12 protein-coding genes and 1 CRISPR repeat array (1 of these 13 only partly in view) are annotated in these 16,881 nt (G+C 61.7%); of the genes, 4 read left to right on the plus strand and 8 right to left on the minus strand.

The window, feature by feature from the left end; all coding sequences use genetic code 11:
* A CRISPR array of direct repeats spans nt 1-2,330; the repeat unit is 28 nt; unit sequence TTTCTGAGCTGCCTATTCGGCAGTGAAG (it extends 1,728 nt beyond the left edge of the window).
* A 127-nt stretch (nt 2,331-2,457) separates the two neighbouring features.
* The 8 genes from cas6f to cas1f all read right to left on the minus strand — a co-directional run bounded on the left by cas6f (nt 2,458) and on the right by cas1f (nt 12,684).
* Nucleotides 2,458-3,021: a type I-F CRISPR-associated endoribonuclease Cas6/Csy4 gene (gene cas6f / locus ABDB84_RS14255; protein WP_345920419.1), complete on the minus strand. Its 564-nt coding sequence runs from the start codon at nt 3,019-3,021 to the stop codon at nt 2,458-2,460.
* 1 nt (nt 3,022) lies between these two features.
* The gene (gene csy3, locus ABDB84_RS14260; protein ID WP_345920420.1) at nt 3,023-4,048 is read right to left on the minus strand and encodes a type I-F CRISPR-associated protein Csy3; all 1,026 of its coding nucleotides are present in this window, start codon (nt 4,046-4,048) and stop codon (nt 3,023-3,025) included.
* Nucleotides 4,049-4,074: 26 nt separating this feature from the next.
* Complete coding sequence (gene csy2 / locus ABDB84_RS14265; protein WP_345920421.1) at nt 4,075-5,088, minus strand: type I-F CRISPR-associated protein Csy2; 1,014 nt, start codon at nt 5,086-5,088, stop codon at nt 4,075-4,077.
* On the minus strand, nt 5,085-6,476 hold the full coding sequence (gene csy1 / locus ABDB84_RS14270) for a type I-F CRISPR-associated protein Csy1 (protein ID WP_345920422.1): 1,392 nt from the start codon (nt 6,474-6,476) through the stop codon (nt 5,085-5,087). Before csy1 ends, csy2 begins: the two co-directional genes overlap by 4 nt.
* A gap of 153 nt (nt 6,477-6,629) precedes the next feature.
* The gene (locus ABDB84_RS14275; RefSeq protein ID WP_345920423.1) at nt 6,630-7,913 is read right to left on the minus strand and encodes a type II toxin-antitoxin system HipA family toxin; all 1,284 of its coding nucleotides are present in this window, start codon (nt 7,911-7,913) and stop codon (nt 6,630-6,632) included.
* Nucleotides 7,903-8,244, minus strand: coding sequence for a helix-turn-helix domain-containing protein (locus ABDB84_RS14280; RefSeq protein WP_345920424.1), 342 nt, complete (start codon nt 8,242-8,244; stop codon nt 7,903-7,905). The genes ABDB84_RS14275 and ABDB84_RS14280 overlap by 11 nt, the downstream gene beginning before the upstream one ends.
* A 94-nt stretch (nt 8,245-8,338) precedes the next feature.
* Nucleotides 8,339-11,713: a type I-F CRISPR-associated helicase Cas3f gene (gene cas3f / locus ABDB84_RS14285; protein ID WP_345920425.1), complete on the minus strand. Its 3,375-nt coding sequence runs from the start codon at nt 11,711-11,713 to the stop codon at nt 8,339-8,341.
* Nucleotides 11,710-12,684 (minus strand): type I-F CRISPR-associated endonuclease Cas1f, encoded by a 975-nt coding sequence (gene cas1f, locus ABDB84_RS14290; RefSeq protein WP_345920426.1) that lies wholly within the window; start codon nt 12,682-12,684, stop codon nt 11,710-11,712. Before cas1f ends, cas3f begins: the two co-directional genes overlap by 4 nt.
* 227 nt (nt 12,685-12,911) lie before the next feature.
* On the opposite strand from cas1f, the gene pstS reads away from it, so the two are divergent.
* The 4 genes from pstS (at nt 12,912) to pstB (ending at nt 16,658) form a co-directional block, all read left to right on the plus strand.
* A complete protein-coding gene (gene pstS / locus ABDB84_RS14295) occupies nt 12,912-13,949 on the plus strand; it encodes a phosphate ABC transporter substrate-binding protein PstS (RefSeq protein WP_345920427.1) in 1,038 nt (345 codons plus the stop codon).
* A gap of 100 nt (nt 13,950-14,049) precedes the next feature.
* On the plus strand, nt 14,050-15,015 hold the full coding sequence (gene pstC, locus ABDB84_RS14300; RefSeq protein WP_345920428.1) for a phosphate ABC transporter permease PstC: 966 nt from the start codon (nt 14,050-14,052) through the stop codon (nt 15,013-15,015).
* Nucleotides 15,016-15,029: 14 nt separating this feature from the next.
* Nucleotides 15,030-15,872 carry a phosphate ABC transporter permease PstA gene (pstA, locus tag ABDB84_RS14305; RefSeq protein ID WP_345920429.1) on the plus strand — a complete coding sequence of 281 codons (843 nt, stop codon included), beginning with the start codon at nt 15,030-15,032 and terminating at the stop codon, nt 15,870-15,872.
* 21 nt (nt 15,873-15,893) lie between these two features.
* A complete protein-coding gene (gene pstB, locus ABDB84_RS14310; protein WP_345920430.1) occupies nt 15,894-16,658 on the plus strand; it encodes a phosphate ABC transporter ATP-binding protein PstB in 765 nt (254 codons plus the stop codon).
* Nucleotides 16,659-16,881 lie beyond the last annotated feature (223 nt).

Raw genomic sequence — 16,881 nt, forward strand, 5'->3', positions numbered from 1 at the left:
TTGGCCTTGAGATTTTCTGAGCTGCCTATTCGGCAGTGAAGACGATGACGACCGACGAGATGCCACGCGCTGATTTCTGAGCTGCCTATTCGGCAGTGAAGGTACATTTGTCCCGTATGTCACGGGCGTGCTATTTCTGAGCTGCCTATTCGGCAGTGAAGTTGCCCGCCAGATCCGCACCGGCAGCTTCTGCTTTCTGAGCTGCCTATTCGGCAGTGAAGGCGCCACTATTACAACCGACACCTACCGTAACGGTTTTCTGAGCTGCCTATTCGGCAGTGAAGTGGAGGGCGGTTTGTATGTCGCGTTTTGCTTGCTTTCTGAGCTGCCTATTCGGCAGTGAAGTCAACAACCAGGGCGTCAAGTCGTCTCGCGGCTTTCTGAGCTGCCTATTCGGCAGTGAAGTCAGAATCAACCGAGATACCAAAGTTGGGATTTTTCTGAGCTGCCTATTCGGCAGTGAAGTTCCCTCGCTACGCTCGGCTGCCCCTTACTTCTTTCTGAGCTGCCTATTCGGCAGTGAAGATTGCAGAGTTAGCCGACATGCTCGGCGGAAATTTCTGAGCTGCCTATTCGGCAGTGAAGCGGCGCCGGCTGCACTGCATTGGTCTGCGCGCTTTCTGAGCTGCCTATTCGGCAGTGAAGCCCGTGCCACGCCGCGTTTCACGTCGCGATTCTTTCTGAGCTGCCTATTCGGCAGTGAAGGGCAGGTATGGGACCACCTGCCGTCACCGAGATTTCTGAGCTGCCTATTCGGCAGTGAAGCCGACCATGGCGGCACCGTAGTGAGCGACATCTTTCTGAGCTGCCTATTCGGCAGTGAAGTGCCACGCGCAAACCGAGCGGCACCGCGATCTTTTCTGAGCTGCCTATTCGGCAGTGAAGGGTTATGTTTTTCCGACGAGGCCACGGACTTTATTTCTGAGCTGCCTATTCGGCAGTGAAGTACGGCACAGGTTCTGTAAGCGAAAAGACCTTTTTCTGAGCTGCCTATTCGGCAGTGAAGGCGCAGCTCGCGGACAAGATGGCGGATCTACATTTCTGAGCTGCCTATTCGGCAGTGAAGGTCATGCAAGGTCTCTCATACTGATGCACAGATTTCTGAGCTGCCTATTCGGCAGTGAAGATTTGAATTTTGTATTTCTTTTCGACATCAAATTTTCTGAGCTGCCTATTCGGCAGTGAAGGCCCCGGCGACCGCCACCAGGAGCTATGAACATTTTCTGAGCTGCCTATTCGGCAGTGAAGTCTAGTTACGCTGTACCGCCGCTGCTCACGCCTTTCTGAGCTGCCTATTCGGCAGTGAAGCTTATTCGGCAAGGCTTTCGAAGAGGTTTTAATTTCTGAGCTGCCTATTCGGCAGTGAAGGTGCTGTTTGCAGATGAGATTGCGGCAGAGGTTTTCTGAGCTGCCTATTCGGCAGTGAAGTGTCATCGGAATGCAAGTAGCGGCGCTTCTCATTTCTGAGCTGCCTATTCGGCAGTGAAGGAGAGCTGCAATCTCTTTCATGGGATCAGAGATTTCTGAGCTGCCTATTCGGCAGTGAAGATTGACTGCAACGAAAACCGGCACCCTCAAGTTTTCTGAGCTGCCTATTCGGCAGTGAAGGACACGCCGACGTGGATCGGCGCCTACGAGAATTTCTGAGCTGCCTATTCGGCAGTGAAGACTGCAAACAATGCACTGGGCGCTGCGCAGTTTTTCTGAGCTGCCTATTCGGCAGTGAAGCAGGGGCATGTGCTCGATCAAACGGGCGCGCTTTTCTGAGCTGCCTATTCGGCAGTGAAGGTGGTTGGACCTTGCCTATCTTCCAGATTTGGTTTTCTGAGCTGCCTATTCGGCAGTGAAGTCGGCGAGCGCTCGCTGAGCGTGGATGACAAGTTTCTGAGCTGCCTATTCGGCAGTGAAGACTGAGCCCTCCTGCAATTTAAGGCCCGCCACTTTCTGAGCTGCCTATTCGGCAGTGAAGATCGAGGGGCTTGATCGCTTGTCGCGTGACCAGTTTCTGAGCTGCCTATTCGGCAGTGAAGTAGCAGAACGTGAGGCGTGTGCAATAACAGGATTTCTGAGCTGCCTATTCGGCAGTGAAGGCGCTGGAGGGGCATTTGTCGCGTGCCGCGGTTTTCTGAGCTGCCTATTCGGCAGTGAAGCTCTCAGATCTCGACCGAGAGATCAGCAACCTTTTCTGAGCTGCCTATTCGGCAGTGAAGCGTCAAGTGGCGCTCGAAGTCCGGCACCTTGCTTTCTGAGCTGCCTATTCGGCAGTGAAGCACCGCTGACGACATCAACATGCCCGCGCCAATTTCTGAGCTGCCTATTCGGCAGTGAAGTACAAGTCTTTCTCCGCCAAGCCCGGCCTGCTGTGCTTGGCGGTGAAATTATCCGCTAAAACCCAATTTTCAGACCCCGTGCAAGTCCTTGTTTTGCAAGGGCTTGCATGGGGGCTTCAGAAAAGGGTCAAAACCAGGGGATGGTGGCGGTGTTGCTTAGGCCGTAGGCGTTGAAGCTGCCGGGAACGGGGTCGGCCTGGCTGGGCAGGTGCTCGATGAACAGGCGGAAGTTCTGTCCGCTGCTTTGGCTGCGCAGCGTGAGCCAGGGCAGGTCGAGGCGTTGTTCGACGCGGTCGGGGACGCGCTCGCGTGCTTCCTGCTCCGTCCAGCCGTGACGCTTGATCTGGCGGCGGCGGATGCGCTCGGCGTTGCTATGCACTTGCACACGCCGCACGACGCGGTGCTTGGCGCCTGCGGGCACGGGGAGCACGTCGGCGGGCTGCACGTGGTCGGCCATGCCGCTGAGCCAGTTGGCCTGCATCAATTGCTGCAGACGCGGCCGGCTGCCGTGCAGGCGCAGGGTGTTGCCCAGGCCAGCGCCTTTGGCATTGTGCTGCGGGAAGCTCACGCCGATGTCTTCCGCCTTGAGGGCGACGAGTGCGCGGTGCAGCTTGGCGGCGAGCGCGTTGAGCAGTTGCGGCACCGGGAACTCCGGGTCGGGCCTTAGCCGTAGATCGATGTAGTGGTCCATCTCAATTGGCCTCACCGAACACGCCGCCCCGGATCAGCACAGCGATGACGAAGTGCTGGTCGTCCGGATTGGCCGGTGCTTTGCCCTTGAGCACCCAGTTGTCGAGCAGGTTGTAGAAATCGACTTTGTCCTTGGGCTGGCGGTAGGCCTTGCCCTGGGTGGTCACCGATCCATACGGTTCGACAGCGATGGGGCCGAGTGCTTCGGCGCCGGGATACCAGGTGTCGATGCTACGAAGGGCGTTGCCGATTTTCTGCGAGTGGATGCCGGCGACCTTGTTCACGTGGTAGAGCGTCTTGCTCTTGTCGCCCCGGCCACGGTCGAGAATCAGCTCCTGCGAGGGGAAGACTTCCTGCCCGGCGCCCAAGCGTACGAAAGCCGTCACCTCCAGCAGCACATGGGCATCCCCCGCAAGCCCGCTGGCGATCAGCGCGGCAAGTTCATCCAGCGCTGTGCTCCCGGCCGCGAAGTCGCGCAAAGACAAGGCCAGCGCATCGAAAGTCCAGCTCTGCGCGGCTTGCCCGTTTTGCAGGCGGCGGATCTGCACTTCCACCTGCTCGGCGCCGATGCGGTTGCGCCACAGGAAGCGGCCATTGGCGAGGTTGGTGGCATAGCGGCGGGCGAGTTCACTGAAGCGATGCTGCTGCACATAGCCCGCGACAGTGGCCTGCAAGGCTTTCTGGTAATCAGCGTCGTTGCAGGCCGAAGGCTTGCCGGTGCCGGCGAGCACGCGCAGGGTGAAGCGCACGCGCAGAGTGTCGGCCTCGGCCGGGAGGGCGGCGACGTCGACTTTTTGCAGGTTGGGGTTTTCGATGGCGGCATCGAGTTTGGCAGGGTCCTGATCCTTGGTTTTGAGGCGGTTGGAAATCGTGCCGCGCACGGACTTCTCGTTGATGGCGACGGCTTGCCAGCTGGCGGCTTCGCCACGTTCGGCCCATTTACCGGCGTGGAACAGCGCATCGGAAGGATCGAGCTTGCGTTCAAAGGCGAGTACGGAAGCGGTCTTGAGGGTGATGGTTTCAGCCATGATGGATGCTCCTGGATTCAATTCGTTTAAACGGATTCGGATAGCGTTTCGGTCGCGGGTTTGAGCCCGGCGGCATAGTCGTTGCGCACGCGGTAGAGGCCGGCTTCAGCGTCGGAGTCGGCGTACCAGAGGAGTTGCTGCGGCGATTGCAGACGGTGTGGCGCCAGCCATTCGCCAATCGAGTAGAGGCTTTCGACGAAGCGGAAAGGTGTCGTCGCATCGCGGGCGTTGGCGACGGTTCCTGCTGGATGCAGGTCGGAGAGCGCGCCATAGCCCACCGGAATCGGCACCAGCCAGCCCTCGCGGTCGTTTTGCCAGACGATCTCGCGCTTTTTCACTTCGCCGGTGTCCGGGTCTAGTGTTTCTTTGACGTCGGATCGCCAGTTGAAACGCGCGAGGTCCAGCCAGGCATCCAGCGCGGTGGCAGTCGCTTGCGTGCTGCGCAGCGTGCTCAGGCGGCGGGCGAGCAGATCGTCGCGGCTGACCAAGGCAAAGCCGGGCAGCCAGCGGCGACGCAGTTGGCGGAACTGCTTGGCCGCATCGTCCGGCTTTTCATCGAAAACCTGGATTTTCGGCTGGAAGCGCCAGCCACTCTGGCGTGGCAAGACGCTGCCACCCGCCACACGCATCTGCGCCAAGGTGTCGGCCAGGGCGACTGCGCAGGCTTGGCGTGCCTCATCCGATTCCGCGATGATGCCGCCACGAATGCCGAACACCAGGGTCAGCTCCAGGTGGATGCGACCTTCCTCGACGATGGCGGCGGTGCTGCCATCTTTGCCCACCGGATTGCGCGTGAGGCGAAAGGCACGGGTGAAGCCACCTTCGGTGGTCTGCTCCTCGTGGCTGTGGCAGATCACGCCCAGGCCATCGAACACAAGCGGCCACGCGCCGGCCAGCTTGCGCTCCAGTGCCCACATCAGCCCCAGAAAGGCACTCATCGCCGGGAAACCATGCGTCAGCGGGCTGGAGATGGCATTGGCGTTCTGGATGCGCAGATGCGGCAGGATCAGCAGCGCATCCACTTTGGTTTGAGCGCTCATGTGCCCTCCCGCGTCGGAATGTAAGTGGGCGCATCAACGTCATGACGCAGCGTATGCAAGCGACCGGCCCAGGTGGCACGGCGTGCTTTGGGGTCTTCAGGCGGCTCATCAAGCAGTAGCTCTTTGACCCATTCACGCGCTTCGATTTCGCCGAGTGGCAGACGCTTGTCGAGCTGGTTATTGAGCCAGTTGCCAAAGCGCTTGCCGATTTGAGCAGGCCAATCCATCCATTCCCAATCTGAACGGAAAACTGCGTCCTTTTCCGTGCGGTGTGGGTCCAGCCAAAGCTGCTCCTCGCGGACCAGCTCGCAATCCTCGTCCAGCGTCCAGCCTTGCGGTAGCGCCTGCTGCAGTTCGGCAGCAAAGCTCACCAGCTCGTCGAGCAGTGCGTCGATGAAAGCATCGCGCTGATTGCGTGTCTCCATCGTGGGCGGTGGATCGCTTTCGAGAAAGCTAAGCAGCTCGCGGACGGTCTTGCGCACCGATGGACTGCGCCCGAAACGCGGAAAGACCGAATCCGTGCTCAAGGGGGCGAGGATGCCGCGCGACTTCCACTGTGGCGGCAGCGAGCCCAGCAGGTAGTTGTTGCCGCCGCGTTCGCTGTTGAGCTGGCTGATGTTCTGCGGTTTGGTGCCGCCCAGCTTTTGCACCGCGAGCGAGGGGTATTCCGCGTAGCCCTGCGGGTGCTCGACATTGTCGCGCCGGGCTTGGCGCGCGGCCTTGGCAGCGTCTCCGAAGCGGTCCTCGTTGAGCGTCTGGAATACCCGGTGCGCCAAAGCACTGGCATACAGCGGCGCCAGCAGGTGGTAGTGGGTATCGTCGAGTGGATCGCCGCCGCTCAGCCAGTACAGCTGCTTGGCCAGGGTGTGGCTTGAAAGCTTGCTTCTCGGTTTGGAAAGTGCTGCAAAGCTTGCTGCCCACGCATGGGCTATTTCTGGGTCATCGTTCAGGGCTGCAATCGCGTCCGGGTCGCCATCTCGGAACCACTCCAGCAATGTACGTCCTTCAAATTCCTGTTTTAGCAGCTTGTAGTGTCCAAGGGCTGCCGCATCTCCGGTTACGTCGTCAGCAAAACCCGTACTCGCCAAGCAATGACTTCCGACCTCTTGATGCTGAATTAATGTCGTTGGATTGACGTACAGGTTGGTTGCTTGTTTGATCTTGATGTCAGGATGCGTTCCCTTCAGGGGATGAGTGACTAACTGAATGTCTTGAAGCTTTACGGTTGCCTCGGCTAGTCTGGTACTGCGTTCGTACTGTGCTGCTAGTGCCGTGTATTTCGGATCGTCATCCGGCAGCTTGTCGCGCTTGGCATCGAGGCTTTTTTGGAAGAAAGCTTCGATGAGGGCGCGGAAGGCTGTACGGCGTGCTTGTGATGGATCGTTCAAGTCATGCCCTCCCAGGTCAGTTGATTGGCGGACTTTCTGGATGGCATGCGCCATCCAGCTGGGATACTGACATGGCGAGAGCGACCGATGTTTGCGGGGGCTCGGGCCTACCTATTTAAAGGAGTATGCATGCCCTTCTGGGCATAAAGACTTTCAAAGTGCTTCGAGCCCCAACTCCCTCGGATGCCTGAACGCGCTGGCCACGCGGTCAATCTCTTCGCCTGGCACGCCGAGTTCTTCGAAGCGCTGTTTCCATTCGCGCACCACAGCCGCGATGTGCTGCATGATCCCGCTTGCCTGTGGCCGGGTGAGGGCGAATACGCCGTGCTGGCTCATGGCGTTGGGCAGGGTGGCAAGGCGTCCTTGCTTGCCGACGCCCAGATGCAGATGGCGCTCCTGGGCGAGGCTGGGCGTGGGGAGCACGTCGTAGAGCGGCGAGAGACGCAGGCCGCCGATGCTGGGGTCGAACAGGAAGCCGTGGTTGCGCAGGTGGTCGTCGTTGTTATGGACGAGGATGTTGAACACCATGCGCGCAAAGAGCTGGTGCTGGTCGGCGCGGATCGCCGCTGCCGCGCCGTGGGTGGCGATGGCGTGCGAGAGATCCGCATAGCTCATGTGCGGCGAATCGGCCTCGTGGCAGGCCAAGAGCGTCAGCGCGGAGAGAAAGTGGCGGCGCGCGTAGCCGCCGGGCAGGCGCTCGCGGTCAAAGCGCTCGATGAGCAGCACCGGTCGCGCACCCAGCCATTCGAGGCGCAGCGCGGGCACCTGCAGGCCGGCGGCGCGGGCGAGTTCGAGCGTGGCGTACTCGATCAGCGGAATGTTGAACGGATCATTGGGCAAGGCGAACTTGGCCAGCCACTGGCGGTCATCGGCCTCGACCACGGCCTTGGGGCGTGCGCCCCCCATACTGCTGCCGGCATCGAAAATGCCGGCCAGCCGTGCTGGTATCTGGTCGCCGATGTCGATGCGTTCAGCCGCTTCCTGCAGATAGGCCAGATCCAGCACCTGGGCCAGCGGGCTGTTGCTGGCCGGCGAATCGGGCGCGGCGCGGAAATCCAGCGCGCCGCTGCGATTGCTGCCGGCGTGACGCAGGTATTCCGATTCAGGCAGCGGGCCGCTTTTCTGCAGTTTGTTTTCGATGACGCGGCGGCCCCAGCGGTCGGGTGCTGCGTCGCGGATCACGCCGAATTCCTTGAGCGCGCCATGGCGGCCTGTCGGCGGCGTGCGCGGCACATCGATGCCGGGGCCTGGTAAAGCCAGGCTGAGTGGATCGAGGGCGAGGCGGTTGCGGCGCTCGGCATAGCGGCGGCCGTAGCGAAAATGCGATTGCACGGTGTCGGCCGCTTGCTCCAGCAGTTCGAGCAGGCCGGCGGGAGTGGCTTCAAGCTGATCAGGCAAGTGGATGAAGACCGCAAACTCCGTGAGTCTAGAAGTCATAGCGCGCATCCTCGTCGGCCGATTTGCGCACGCGGCGTGGCGCTTTGCGGGCGCGCAGCGCTTCGCCGAGCGCATCGGCCTGTGGCGCCGTGGCGGCCAGCACGGCGTCGAGCAGTTGCAGCTGGTGCAGGACGGTGATCCAGGTGCCAAGCGCGACCGAGGGTTCGCCCGCTTCCAGGCGTTTGTAGGTGGCGGGCGAGACCAGGCTGCGCGCGGCAGCTTCGGCGATGGTCCAGCCGCGCGCCTGGCGGGCTGCACGCAGATTGCCGCCCAGCGTGTGCAAGGGCGCAACGAGCAGGCTTGGCAGCGCAGCACTGGCTTGTTTTTTCATGGCTCTTAAAATGACCCTAAAGTTAGATAGTGGCTAATTTATGAGCCAATATAGGCGGGTGCGGTGGTTTTGCCAAGGCGCTTTCGCGACCTCGCTAACGCTTGGCGCTGAGGCCCAGGGCGGGGTGAAAGCACCAGCCTCGATCGTTTTTGGGGACACGCAAGCTGCCATAGCGGCGCGCGCACTGCGCCAGCGGCATGTCGAGTGTTTCGGCGAGCTGGCGAAGTTCGTCCATGTAGTCGAGTACGCCCCAGGCGCTGATTTGCTCGCCCTGTACGGCGCTGGCTGGCAGGCGTTCCTCGGAGGCTTCGACCAGCAGTTCGCCAGGGCCGGAAACGCCAATTAATTCATTCTTGTCGCGGGCCCGCTTGAGGCGGTAGTCCTCGCCGTCATCGTCAGGCATCAGCACCAGCTCGACTTCAGGCACGTCGTCGTCGCGGAAGGGTTGGCGCTGCGAGAGCACAGCGGTGAGGTGTAGCAGGCTGTGTGACCAGATGCTGCTGGCGTTGAGTGTGCTGGTGGGTTTGATGCCTGCGCGCAGCTCGCGTGCGGTGAGCGGTTTGGCTTCTGCGCCGGGCAGCATCAGTTCGCGCAGGCGGGCGTGCTCAAGGTCGACAAGGTTGTCCTGCGGTCGTCGTACGGCGGGCGGCCGCTCCTGGATGCGCGGGCGGGAATCCGGGCTGGTGTATTCCTCGTCATGCAGGAGCTGGGCGAGATCATGGCTGCCCAGCAAGTTGGCGGCGTCTTCGAAGCCAGGCTTGCAGAATGCAGGCTCGCCTGGTTTCTCGATATGGCGCAGATTGGTCGATAGCACGGCGATATTGGCCTGCGTGCACACGCCATTGCGATGCCGCTGCACCCGCCCGGCCAGCTGGATCAGCGAGCGCATCGATGAAGGTTCGACGATGGCCCAGTCGTAATCGTGATCACGGCCGACTTCGGTGACTGGGCTGCCGAGCACGATGAACAGTTGGTCTGGCGCCGCATGCGCATCGAGCCGTTGGCGGATATCGGGCAGCTTGAAGACGGCGTCCGGCGTGTGGCGGGCGAGCGCGGCATCGAGCTGGGCCTCGATGGCCGAGCGCAGCAGCAGCGGGTATTGCGCGTGGTACACGCAGAGATGGACTTGGTAGCCGGCCGGGAAGCCTTGCGCGTAGAGCGCTTGCGCGACTTCGATGAGCGGGCGGATGTTGGCCATGCGTACGAGGCCGAAGCTTACGCGCTTGCCACTTGCCGGGTCGATGCTGTGATGCACGGCGTGGAGCGCCAGCGCTTGCTCGCGCAGCGTGGCAGCGAAAGCCTCGACGCGTTGGGCCTTGCTTGGGCTGAAAGGCACCAGACGCGCCAGGCGGCGCGGCGCTTCGCGGCTGGCTTGGCCGAGCTTGGCGTGGCGCGCGCTGGCGAACGCTAGATGGCTGCTTTCGAAGCTCGCCGCGTCGCCGCAGGCATGTGCCTGGGATGCGAATTCGTCAAACCAGGCGCAGGCGATGTCCGGCGCGCTGCCGGGCCGCTCGCCACGATTGCGCTGAAAGATTTCGCGTCCGGCACGGTAGGCGAGGAACATGCCCTGCACGAGGGCGGGCGGCAAGGTGGCGGACGACAACAGCACACGGCTGCCCAGCAAGCCGGCCCAATGCACGAGGCGCGTGAGGGCGGGCAGGTCGTCGAGATCGAAGTCATCGAGCTCATCGAGCACCAGGTCGCTGCTCATGAGGCGCAGCATCGGCACAATCTGGTGGCCGCCGCGTTGGCTCTCGGTGGCCGGCGCCAGATGGTCGACGGTGCACACCAGGATGGGGGCCGTGAGCAGGGCACGGATACGTGGATCGGCGCTGAGGCGTGCCAGTACGGGTGAGTCGGTGTTGCCCTCGTAGAGCACCCCTCCCTCGCCAAAGCTTTCATCTTCGGGCAGCGGCTGGGCGGATTCGGAGCCAGCCTGGGCGGCAAGCCGAGTGTGTAGTTCGAACAGTTCGCGGCTGGCGCCACCGCCCACGCGGATCGCCAGTTCGTCTTCACCGAGCGCGAGGCGCTGGCGCAATGCATGGCCGCTCTGCAGGGTCAGCGTGCGCAGGCCCAGCGCGATGACGCAGCGCAAACCGTGTTGTGGCGTGGCCAGTGCGTTCATGATGCGCGCGTTGGCCAGCGTCTTGCCGCAGCCGGTGGAGGCGAGATTGATGCCGAAGAAGCCGTGGCGCAAGGAAGCTTCCCGCAGGCCGCTGGCCAGATCGGCCGCCTTGTTCTGCCACTGGAAGCGCTCGCCTGTGCTGCGCTGGCGCAAGCCCTTGTGGCGCGCCAGGCTGGGCAGATTGCGCGCGAGCTCCGGCAGAGCGCGCAGAGCGAGACTGGCGTGGCGCTCCACGCCCAGCAAGTGTTCGTCCAGGCCCTGGTTGAGTGCGCCGGTGTCGCGCCGCGTATTGGCGTGCAGCGGATAGCCGGCTTCGCCGGTAACGCGATCAGACTTATTGCTCAGGCTCGAATAATGATGGTCGGCCAGCATCAGGCAGAGGCGCGAGACGTGCATCACGTAGGGGTCCTGCAGCCAGCCGCCGGCGCGCATGCGCGGCAGGCGTTCCAGCAGGCGCTGGGCGAGCCGGGCTGCGCGCTTGCGCCACAATGCTGTGGTGACGGGCAGGCCGTGCTCGAATTGCCAGTACGGCGCAATCACGCTGGGTTCGCTGCTGGTGGGGAGTTCGTTCCACAGCACATCGATCTTGCCGAGCAAGTCGTTCACCTGGGCGCTCTGAAAGCTGCGCAGCTTGGCGCCATGGTGGCGCCACAGGCCTTCGCTGTCGCGCTCGGGCATGGCCGGCAAGCGGTGGTGTGTCAGTACCAGCCAGCCGATGGCGGCGGCGAGTGGTGGCAGTCTGGCGAAGGGCTTGTCGGTGACGGCGTCGATGCCATCGCGCTGCAGGCGGCTCAGCCAGCTGGCATCGTCTTCGGTGCTTGGCGTGATCAGCCGCTGCAGCCATTGCTCATCGTCGCCTTCGCCGACAAAGGCCTGGAACAGGCGCAACGAAGTCCATTCGTGGCGGTATTGGTTGCGCTCCAGCCCGCCATGCTTGAGGCGCTGCTGGAAAGCACGGCTGGCCTTGCCCAGATCGTGCAGCAAGGCGGCCAGCGCGGCGAGCAGGCGGATGTCTTCGCCGCTGTGCCAGTCGTTTTCGTCCTGTGTGCGCAGCACGTCGCGTGCGGTGCTGTTGGTGGGGGCGGCGCCGAGGGCGTTGAACTGGCTGGCGTCGCCGACGATCCACAGCAATTCACTGTGATCGAGGCCGCGAATCCAGTGGCAGGCGACGGCGGTATTCTTGCGTGCGGTCTTGCGCAGCAGGCGGCGCACGGTGTCCAGCCCGGCCTGGGTGATCGGCGTCTGCCAGGTGCGCTCGCCGCGGCGTTCGGCAAACTGGTCGAGGATGCGGCGCGTTTCGCTGAGTGCGCGCTTGCTGCACTGGGAGACGAACAGCACATTCACGGCGCCGCCTTGCCGAGGCGGTCGGCGATGAGTTTGAGGGTGTCGATCATGAAATCCAGCGACTCGCTGCGCGTCAGTGCTTCGATACAAGCCTGGCGGAACTGTTGTTCATCGTCGCCGCGCATGGCGCTGATGAACGCCTGAGGCAGGATGATGGCGTCCTTGACCAGATCTGCAGCGTCGAACACCAGGCCGCCACGCCGTGTCTTGCCGTGCAGCACGGCGAGCCCGTGCGGCAAGCCCAGTACCCAGGTTGCGGTGGCGCCCAGACCGTAGGCGAGGTAGTTGCCGTGGTCGAGGAAGCGATTGGCCGGATCGCTGGCGTCACCGCGCTGGCCGCGCACGAAATCGCCATAACCGGTCGCTCGCGCTGCAAGCTTGAAGAGCTGTTTGGTAAGCCGTGCTTCTTCGGTCAGCAGGTGGGTGACATCGGGCGCGCTGTCCACGCCTTGCGCGCAAGCTTGGAGCGCCTTGTCCAGCGCGGCGGCGTCGATGTCGAAGCCGGCCTCGCGCAGGGCGCGGCTGCAGCTCCAGCGCTCGCGGACGAAGGTCAGGCGTGTGCGCTGGATCTGTTTGGCCGCTTCCAGGCGCAGTGCGTCGTCGAACCAGAACTTCACCCAGCGCTGCAGGTATTCGGTGGGGCGGTATTCGCTTTGCGGCGAGAACCAGGCGACTTCGACATCGATCTCGTTGGCCGAGAACAAGGGCGTGCCACCGCCACCGCAGAAGCCAACCAGCACGCCCGCGCTGGCCAGTTCGCGCATGGCGGCCTGGGTGATGGAGGTGCCGGTGCCGAGCAGTACGCAAGTGGTATTGGCAATGGGAATGTTCCAGTACAAGGAACGCTTGCCTTCGTCGGTGACGAATTCGACGCGACCGCCATTGACCAACACCCGGCAATGTTCCAGGTAGTAAAGGTTGGCACGTTTGGAGTGCAGGATGGACTTGAGGTCGGACGATGAAATAGGCATGTGTGCTCAGTCGCTTAGACGCCAGATTGGCATATTAAGGCCAGACATGATGCGGCTGAAGCGTTGATTGACATCGCCGAATGGGGCCCGCCATTGCCGTCGAATGCGCCGCCAAGCGGCGATGTTTGATGGTTGGGTTGTGCCGGCGCGCTCTGTGTCTGAAATATGCGTGTAACAGAACAGAAATAAGCTTGCGCCCGTTCTCACTCACCCTATGGGGAAACGCAATGCGCAAGACTTTGATTTCTGCAGTTCTGATGAGCCTTCTGGCCGGCGTGTCGCTGGCAGCTTCCGCCGCTGAGGTGACGGGTGCAGGTGCCTCGTTCCCGGCGCCGATCTACTCCAAGTGGGCCGATGCTTACCAGAAGGCGACTGGCAACAAGGTGAACTACCAGTCGGTGGGTTCGGGTGCCGGTATCAAGCAAATCACGGCCAAGACTGTCGATTTCGGTGCTTCCGACATGCCGATGACGCCGGAAGATCTGGCCAAGAACGGCATGGTGCAATTCCCCGCTGTGATCGGCGGCATCGTGCCGGTGGTCAATCTGGCAGGTATTAAGCCCGGCGAGCTGAAGTTCACGGGCGCTGTGCTGGCTGATATCTACGCCGGCAAGATCACCAAGTGGAACGACGCAGCAATCAAGGCGCTGAACCCCTCGATCAACCTGCCGGAGCATGACATCGCCGTGGTGCGCCGCGCCGACGGTTCGGGCACGACTTTCAACTTCACCAACTACCTCTCCAAGGTGTCGCCGGAGTGGAAGAAGAATGTTGGCGAAGGCACGACCGTGCAGTGGCCGGTGGGTCTGGGTGGCAAGGGTAATGAAGGTGTTTCGGCCTTCGTGCAACGCATTCCGAGCTCGATCGGCTATGTCGAATACGCCTACGCCAAGCAAAACAAGCTGACCTACGCGCTGGTGCAGAACAAGGAAAAGGCCTTCCCGCAACCGGACGACACGACTTTCGCGGCCGCTTCGGTGAGCGCCAACTGGAGCAACAGCTTCTATGAAATCCTGACCGACGAACCGGGCAAGGATGCATGGCCGATCACCGCTGCCACCTTCATCCTGATGCACAAGACGCAAGACAAGCCGGCACAAGGCGCTGAAGTGCTGAAGTTCTTCGACTGGTCCTACAAGAACGGTTCGAAGATGGCTGCCGAGCTTGAGTATGTGCCGCTGCCGGAAGCCACCATCAAGCTGATCGCGAACTCCGCCTGGACTCAGGTCAAGGACGCCGCGGGCAAGCCCGTGTTTTCCAAGTAAGCAAGTAAAGTAGAATCCTATGTCTGTAAAGCTGGGTTCTGGCGGTGATTCTTCCGGGGCCGCACTGGCCTCGGAGGTGTCCGTGATGGAGAGCATGTTGGTGGATAAGCAAGCAGAATCGGTCGTCGCCCCGCGGCGGCAGGATTGGGGTGATGTGGTCTTTGCGTGGTTGTTGCGCATTGTCTGCTCGCTGACCTTGCTGACACTTTTCGGCATCATCGTAGCGCTGGTCTACGCCGCTTGGCCCAGCATCCATGAGTTCGGCTTCCATTTCTTGCTGACCAAGGAATGGAATCCGCCGATGGACCGTTTCGGTGCCGTTGCACCGATCTACGGCACCCTGATCAGCTCGATAATCGCGCTGGTCATTGCAGTGCCGGTGAGTTTCGGTATCGCATTGTTCCTCACCGAACTCTCGCCTTCCTGGTTGCGTCGCCCGCTGGGTACGGCCATCGAGCTGCTGGCGGCGATTCCCAGCATCGTGTATGGCATGTGGGGCTTGCTGGTGTTCTCGCCGGTCTTCGGTGAGTACGTGCAGCCTGCGCTGTCGGCCACGCTGGGCAAGATCCCCTTCATCGGCGCCTTGTTCAGCGGCCCGCCGATGGGTATCGGTCTGCTCTGTGCCGGCATCATCCTGGCCATCATGATCATTCCCTTCATCGCTTCGGTGATGCGTGACGTGTTTGCGATCACGCCGCAGATGCTCAAGGAGTCGGCCTACGGTCTGGGCTGCACGACCTGGGAAGTAGTGTGGAGCGTCGTGTTGCCGCACTCCAAGGCAGGTGTGGTCGGCGGCATCATGCTGGGCTTGGGTCGTGCGCTGGGTGAGACCATGGCCGTGACCTTCGTGATCGGCAATACCAATTTCATCGACTCGGCCTCGCTGTTCATGCCGGGTAACAGCATCACCTCGGCGCTCGCCAACGAGTTCTCCGAAGCCTCGCCGGGTCTGCATACGGCCGCGCTGATGGAGCTGGGGCTGATCCTCTTCGTCATCACGCTGATCGTGCTGGTGATTTCCAAAATGTTCCTCGCTCGCCTGGCGCGTAGCGAAGGCAGCAAGTAAGAAAGGGCTACACCATGCAACTTGTTGCCCAACGCAAACTGATCAATCGCGTCGCGCTGACGCTGTCGATGGCGGCCATGGTTTTCGGCCTGTTCTGGCTGGCCTGGATCCTCTTTACCGTGCTCAAGCTGGGTATTGGCGGCTTGTCGCTCGATCTCTTCATCAAGATGACGCCGCCGCCGGGTTCGGCTGACGGTGGCCTGGCCAACGCTATTGTCGGCAGCGGCATCATGGTCGGGCTGGGGACCCTGGTGGGTGCGCCGATCGGGGTGCTGGTCGGTGTCTATCTGGCCGAGTACGGTGTCAAAACGCCGCTGGGTCGTGTCACCCGTTACGTCAATGACCTGCTGCTGTCGGCGCCGTCGATCGTCATCGGCCTGTTCATCTGGACAGTCGTCGTGGCCCGCTTCGGCGGCTACTCGGGCTGGGCCGGCGTGGTGTCGCTGGCGCTGATCGTGGTGCCGGTGGTGGTGCGTACGACTGAGAACATGCTGGCCCTGGTACCCAATACCTTGCGTGAAGCGGCCTTCGCTCTCGGTGCACCGAAGTACAAGGTGATCCTGATGGTCTCCTTGCGGGCCGCCAAGTCGGGCGTGGTGACGGGTCTCCTGCTGGCGGTGGCGCGGATTGCCGGTGAGACGGCGCCGCTGCTCTTCACTGCGCTGTCCAATCAGTTCTGGAGCACCGATCTCACCAAGCCGATGGCCAATCTGCCGGTGACGATCTTCCGCTTTGCCATGAGCCCCTTCACCGAGTGGCAGCAGCTGGCCTGGGCAGGGGTGCTGATCATCACGGTGGCCGTCCTCGTCCTCAACATCGTTGCCCGCGTGTTCTTCCGCCAAGAAGCACAGCACTGACAGAGAAAATTGGAAAACAAGATGACCAAGCTCGTCTCGCAGATCGAATTCAAGAACTTCAATTTCTACTACGGCAAGTATCACGCCCTGAAGAACATCAACCTGTCGCTGGCGCGTCGCCATGTGACGGCCTTTATCGGCCCCTCCGGTTGTGGCAAATCGACCCTGCTGCGCACCATCAACCGTATGTACGACCTGTATCCGGATCAGCGTGCCGAGGGTGAGCTGCTGCTCGAAGGCAATAACATCCTCAGTTCGGCCATCGATTTGTCGTCGCTGCGTGCCAAGGTTGGCATGGTGTTCCAGAAGCCGACGCCGTTCCCGATGTCGATCTATGACAACATCGCCTTCGGCGTGAATCTGCACGAGCGCATCTCCAAGGCTGACATGGACGAGCGCGTCGAATGGGCACTGCGCAAGGCGGCGCTGTGGGACGAAGTGAAGGACAAGCTGCACAAGAGCGGCATGGGCCTCTCCGGCGGTCAGCAGCAACGTCTGTGCATCGCCCGCGGCGTGGCGGTCAAGCCCGAAGTGCTCCTGCTCGACGAGCCGACCTCGGCGCTGGACCCGATCTCGACGATGCGCATCGAAGAGCTGATCGACGAGTTGAAGGAAGAATTCACCATCGTCATCGTCACCCACAACATGCAGCAAGCCGCGCGGATCTCGGATTTCACGGCTTACATGTATCTGGGCGAGCTGGTCGAGTTCGGCGATACGGACAAGATTTTCGTCAAGCCGGCGCGGAAGGAAACGGAAGACTACATCACGGGCCGCTTCGGCTAAATCCGAACCGCGCATCAGGCTACTGCGCGGCCCGATCTCAAGTCTGCGATGCTCAACGTACATGCGTACGTCTGCGCTTCTCGACTTGACCTCGAACCGCTCGCTACGCCCGCTGCACGATTCTCGCACCGAGAAAGATTCATCAAAACCCCGCTTCGGCGGGGTTTGTTTTTGCTGCGCCGGTCTGAGGTAGTAAGATCGGATTTTCGTCCACGTTCATTGA

Origin of the sequence: Uliginosibacterium sediminicola, from assembly GCF_039631295.1 — a bacterium.
GTDB classification, from domain to species: Bacteria; Pseudomonadota; Gammaproteobacteria; order Burkholderiales; family Rhodocyclaceae; genus Viridibacterium; species Viridibacterium sediminicola.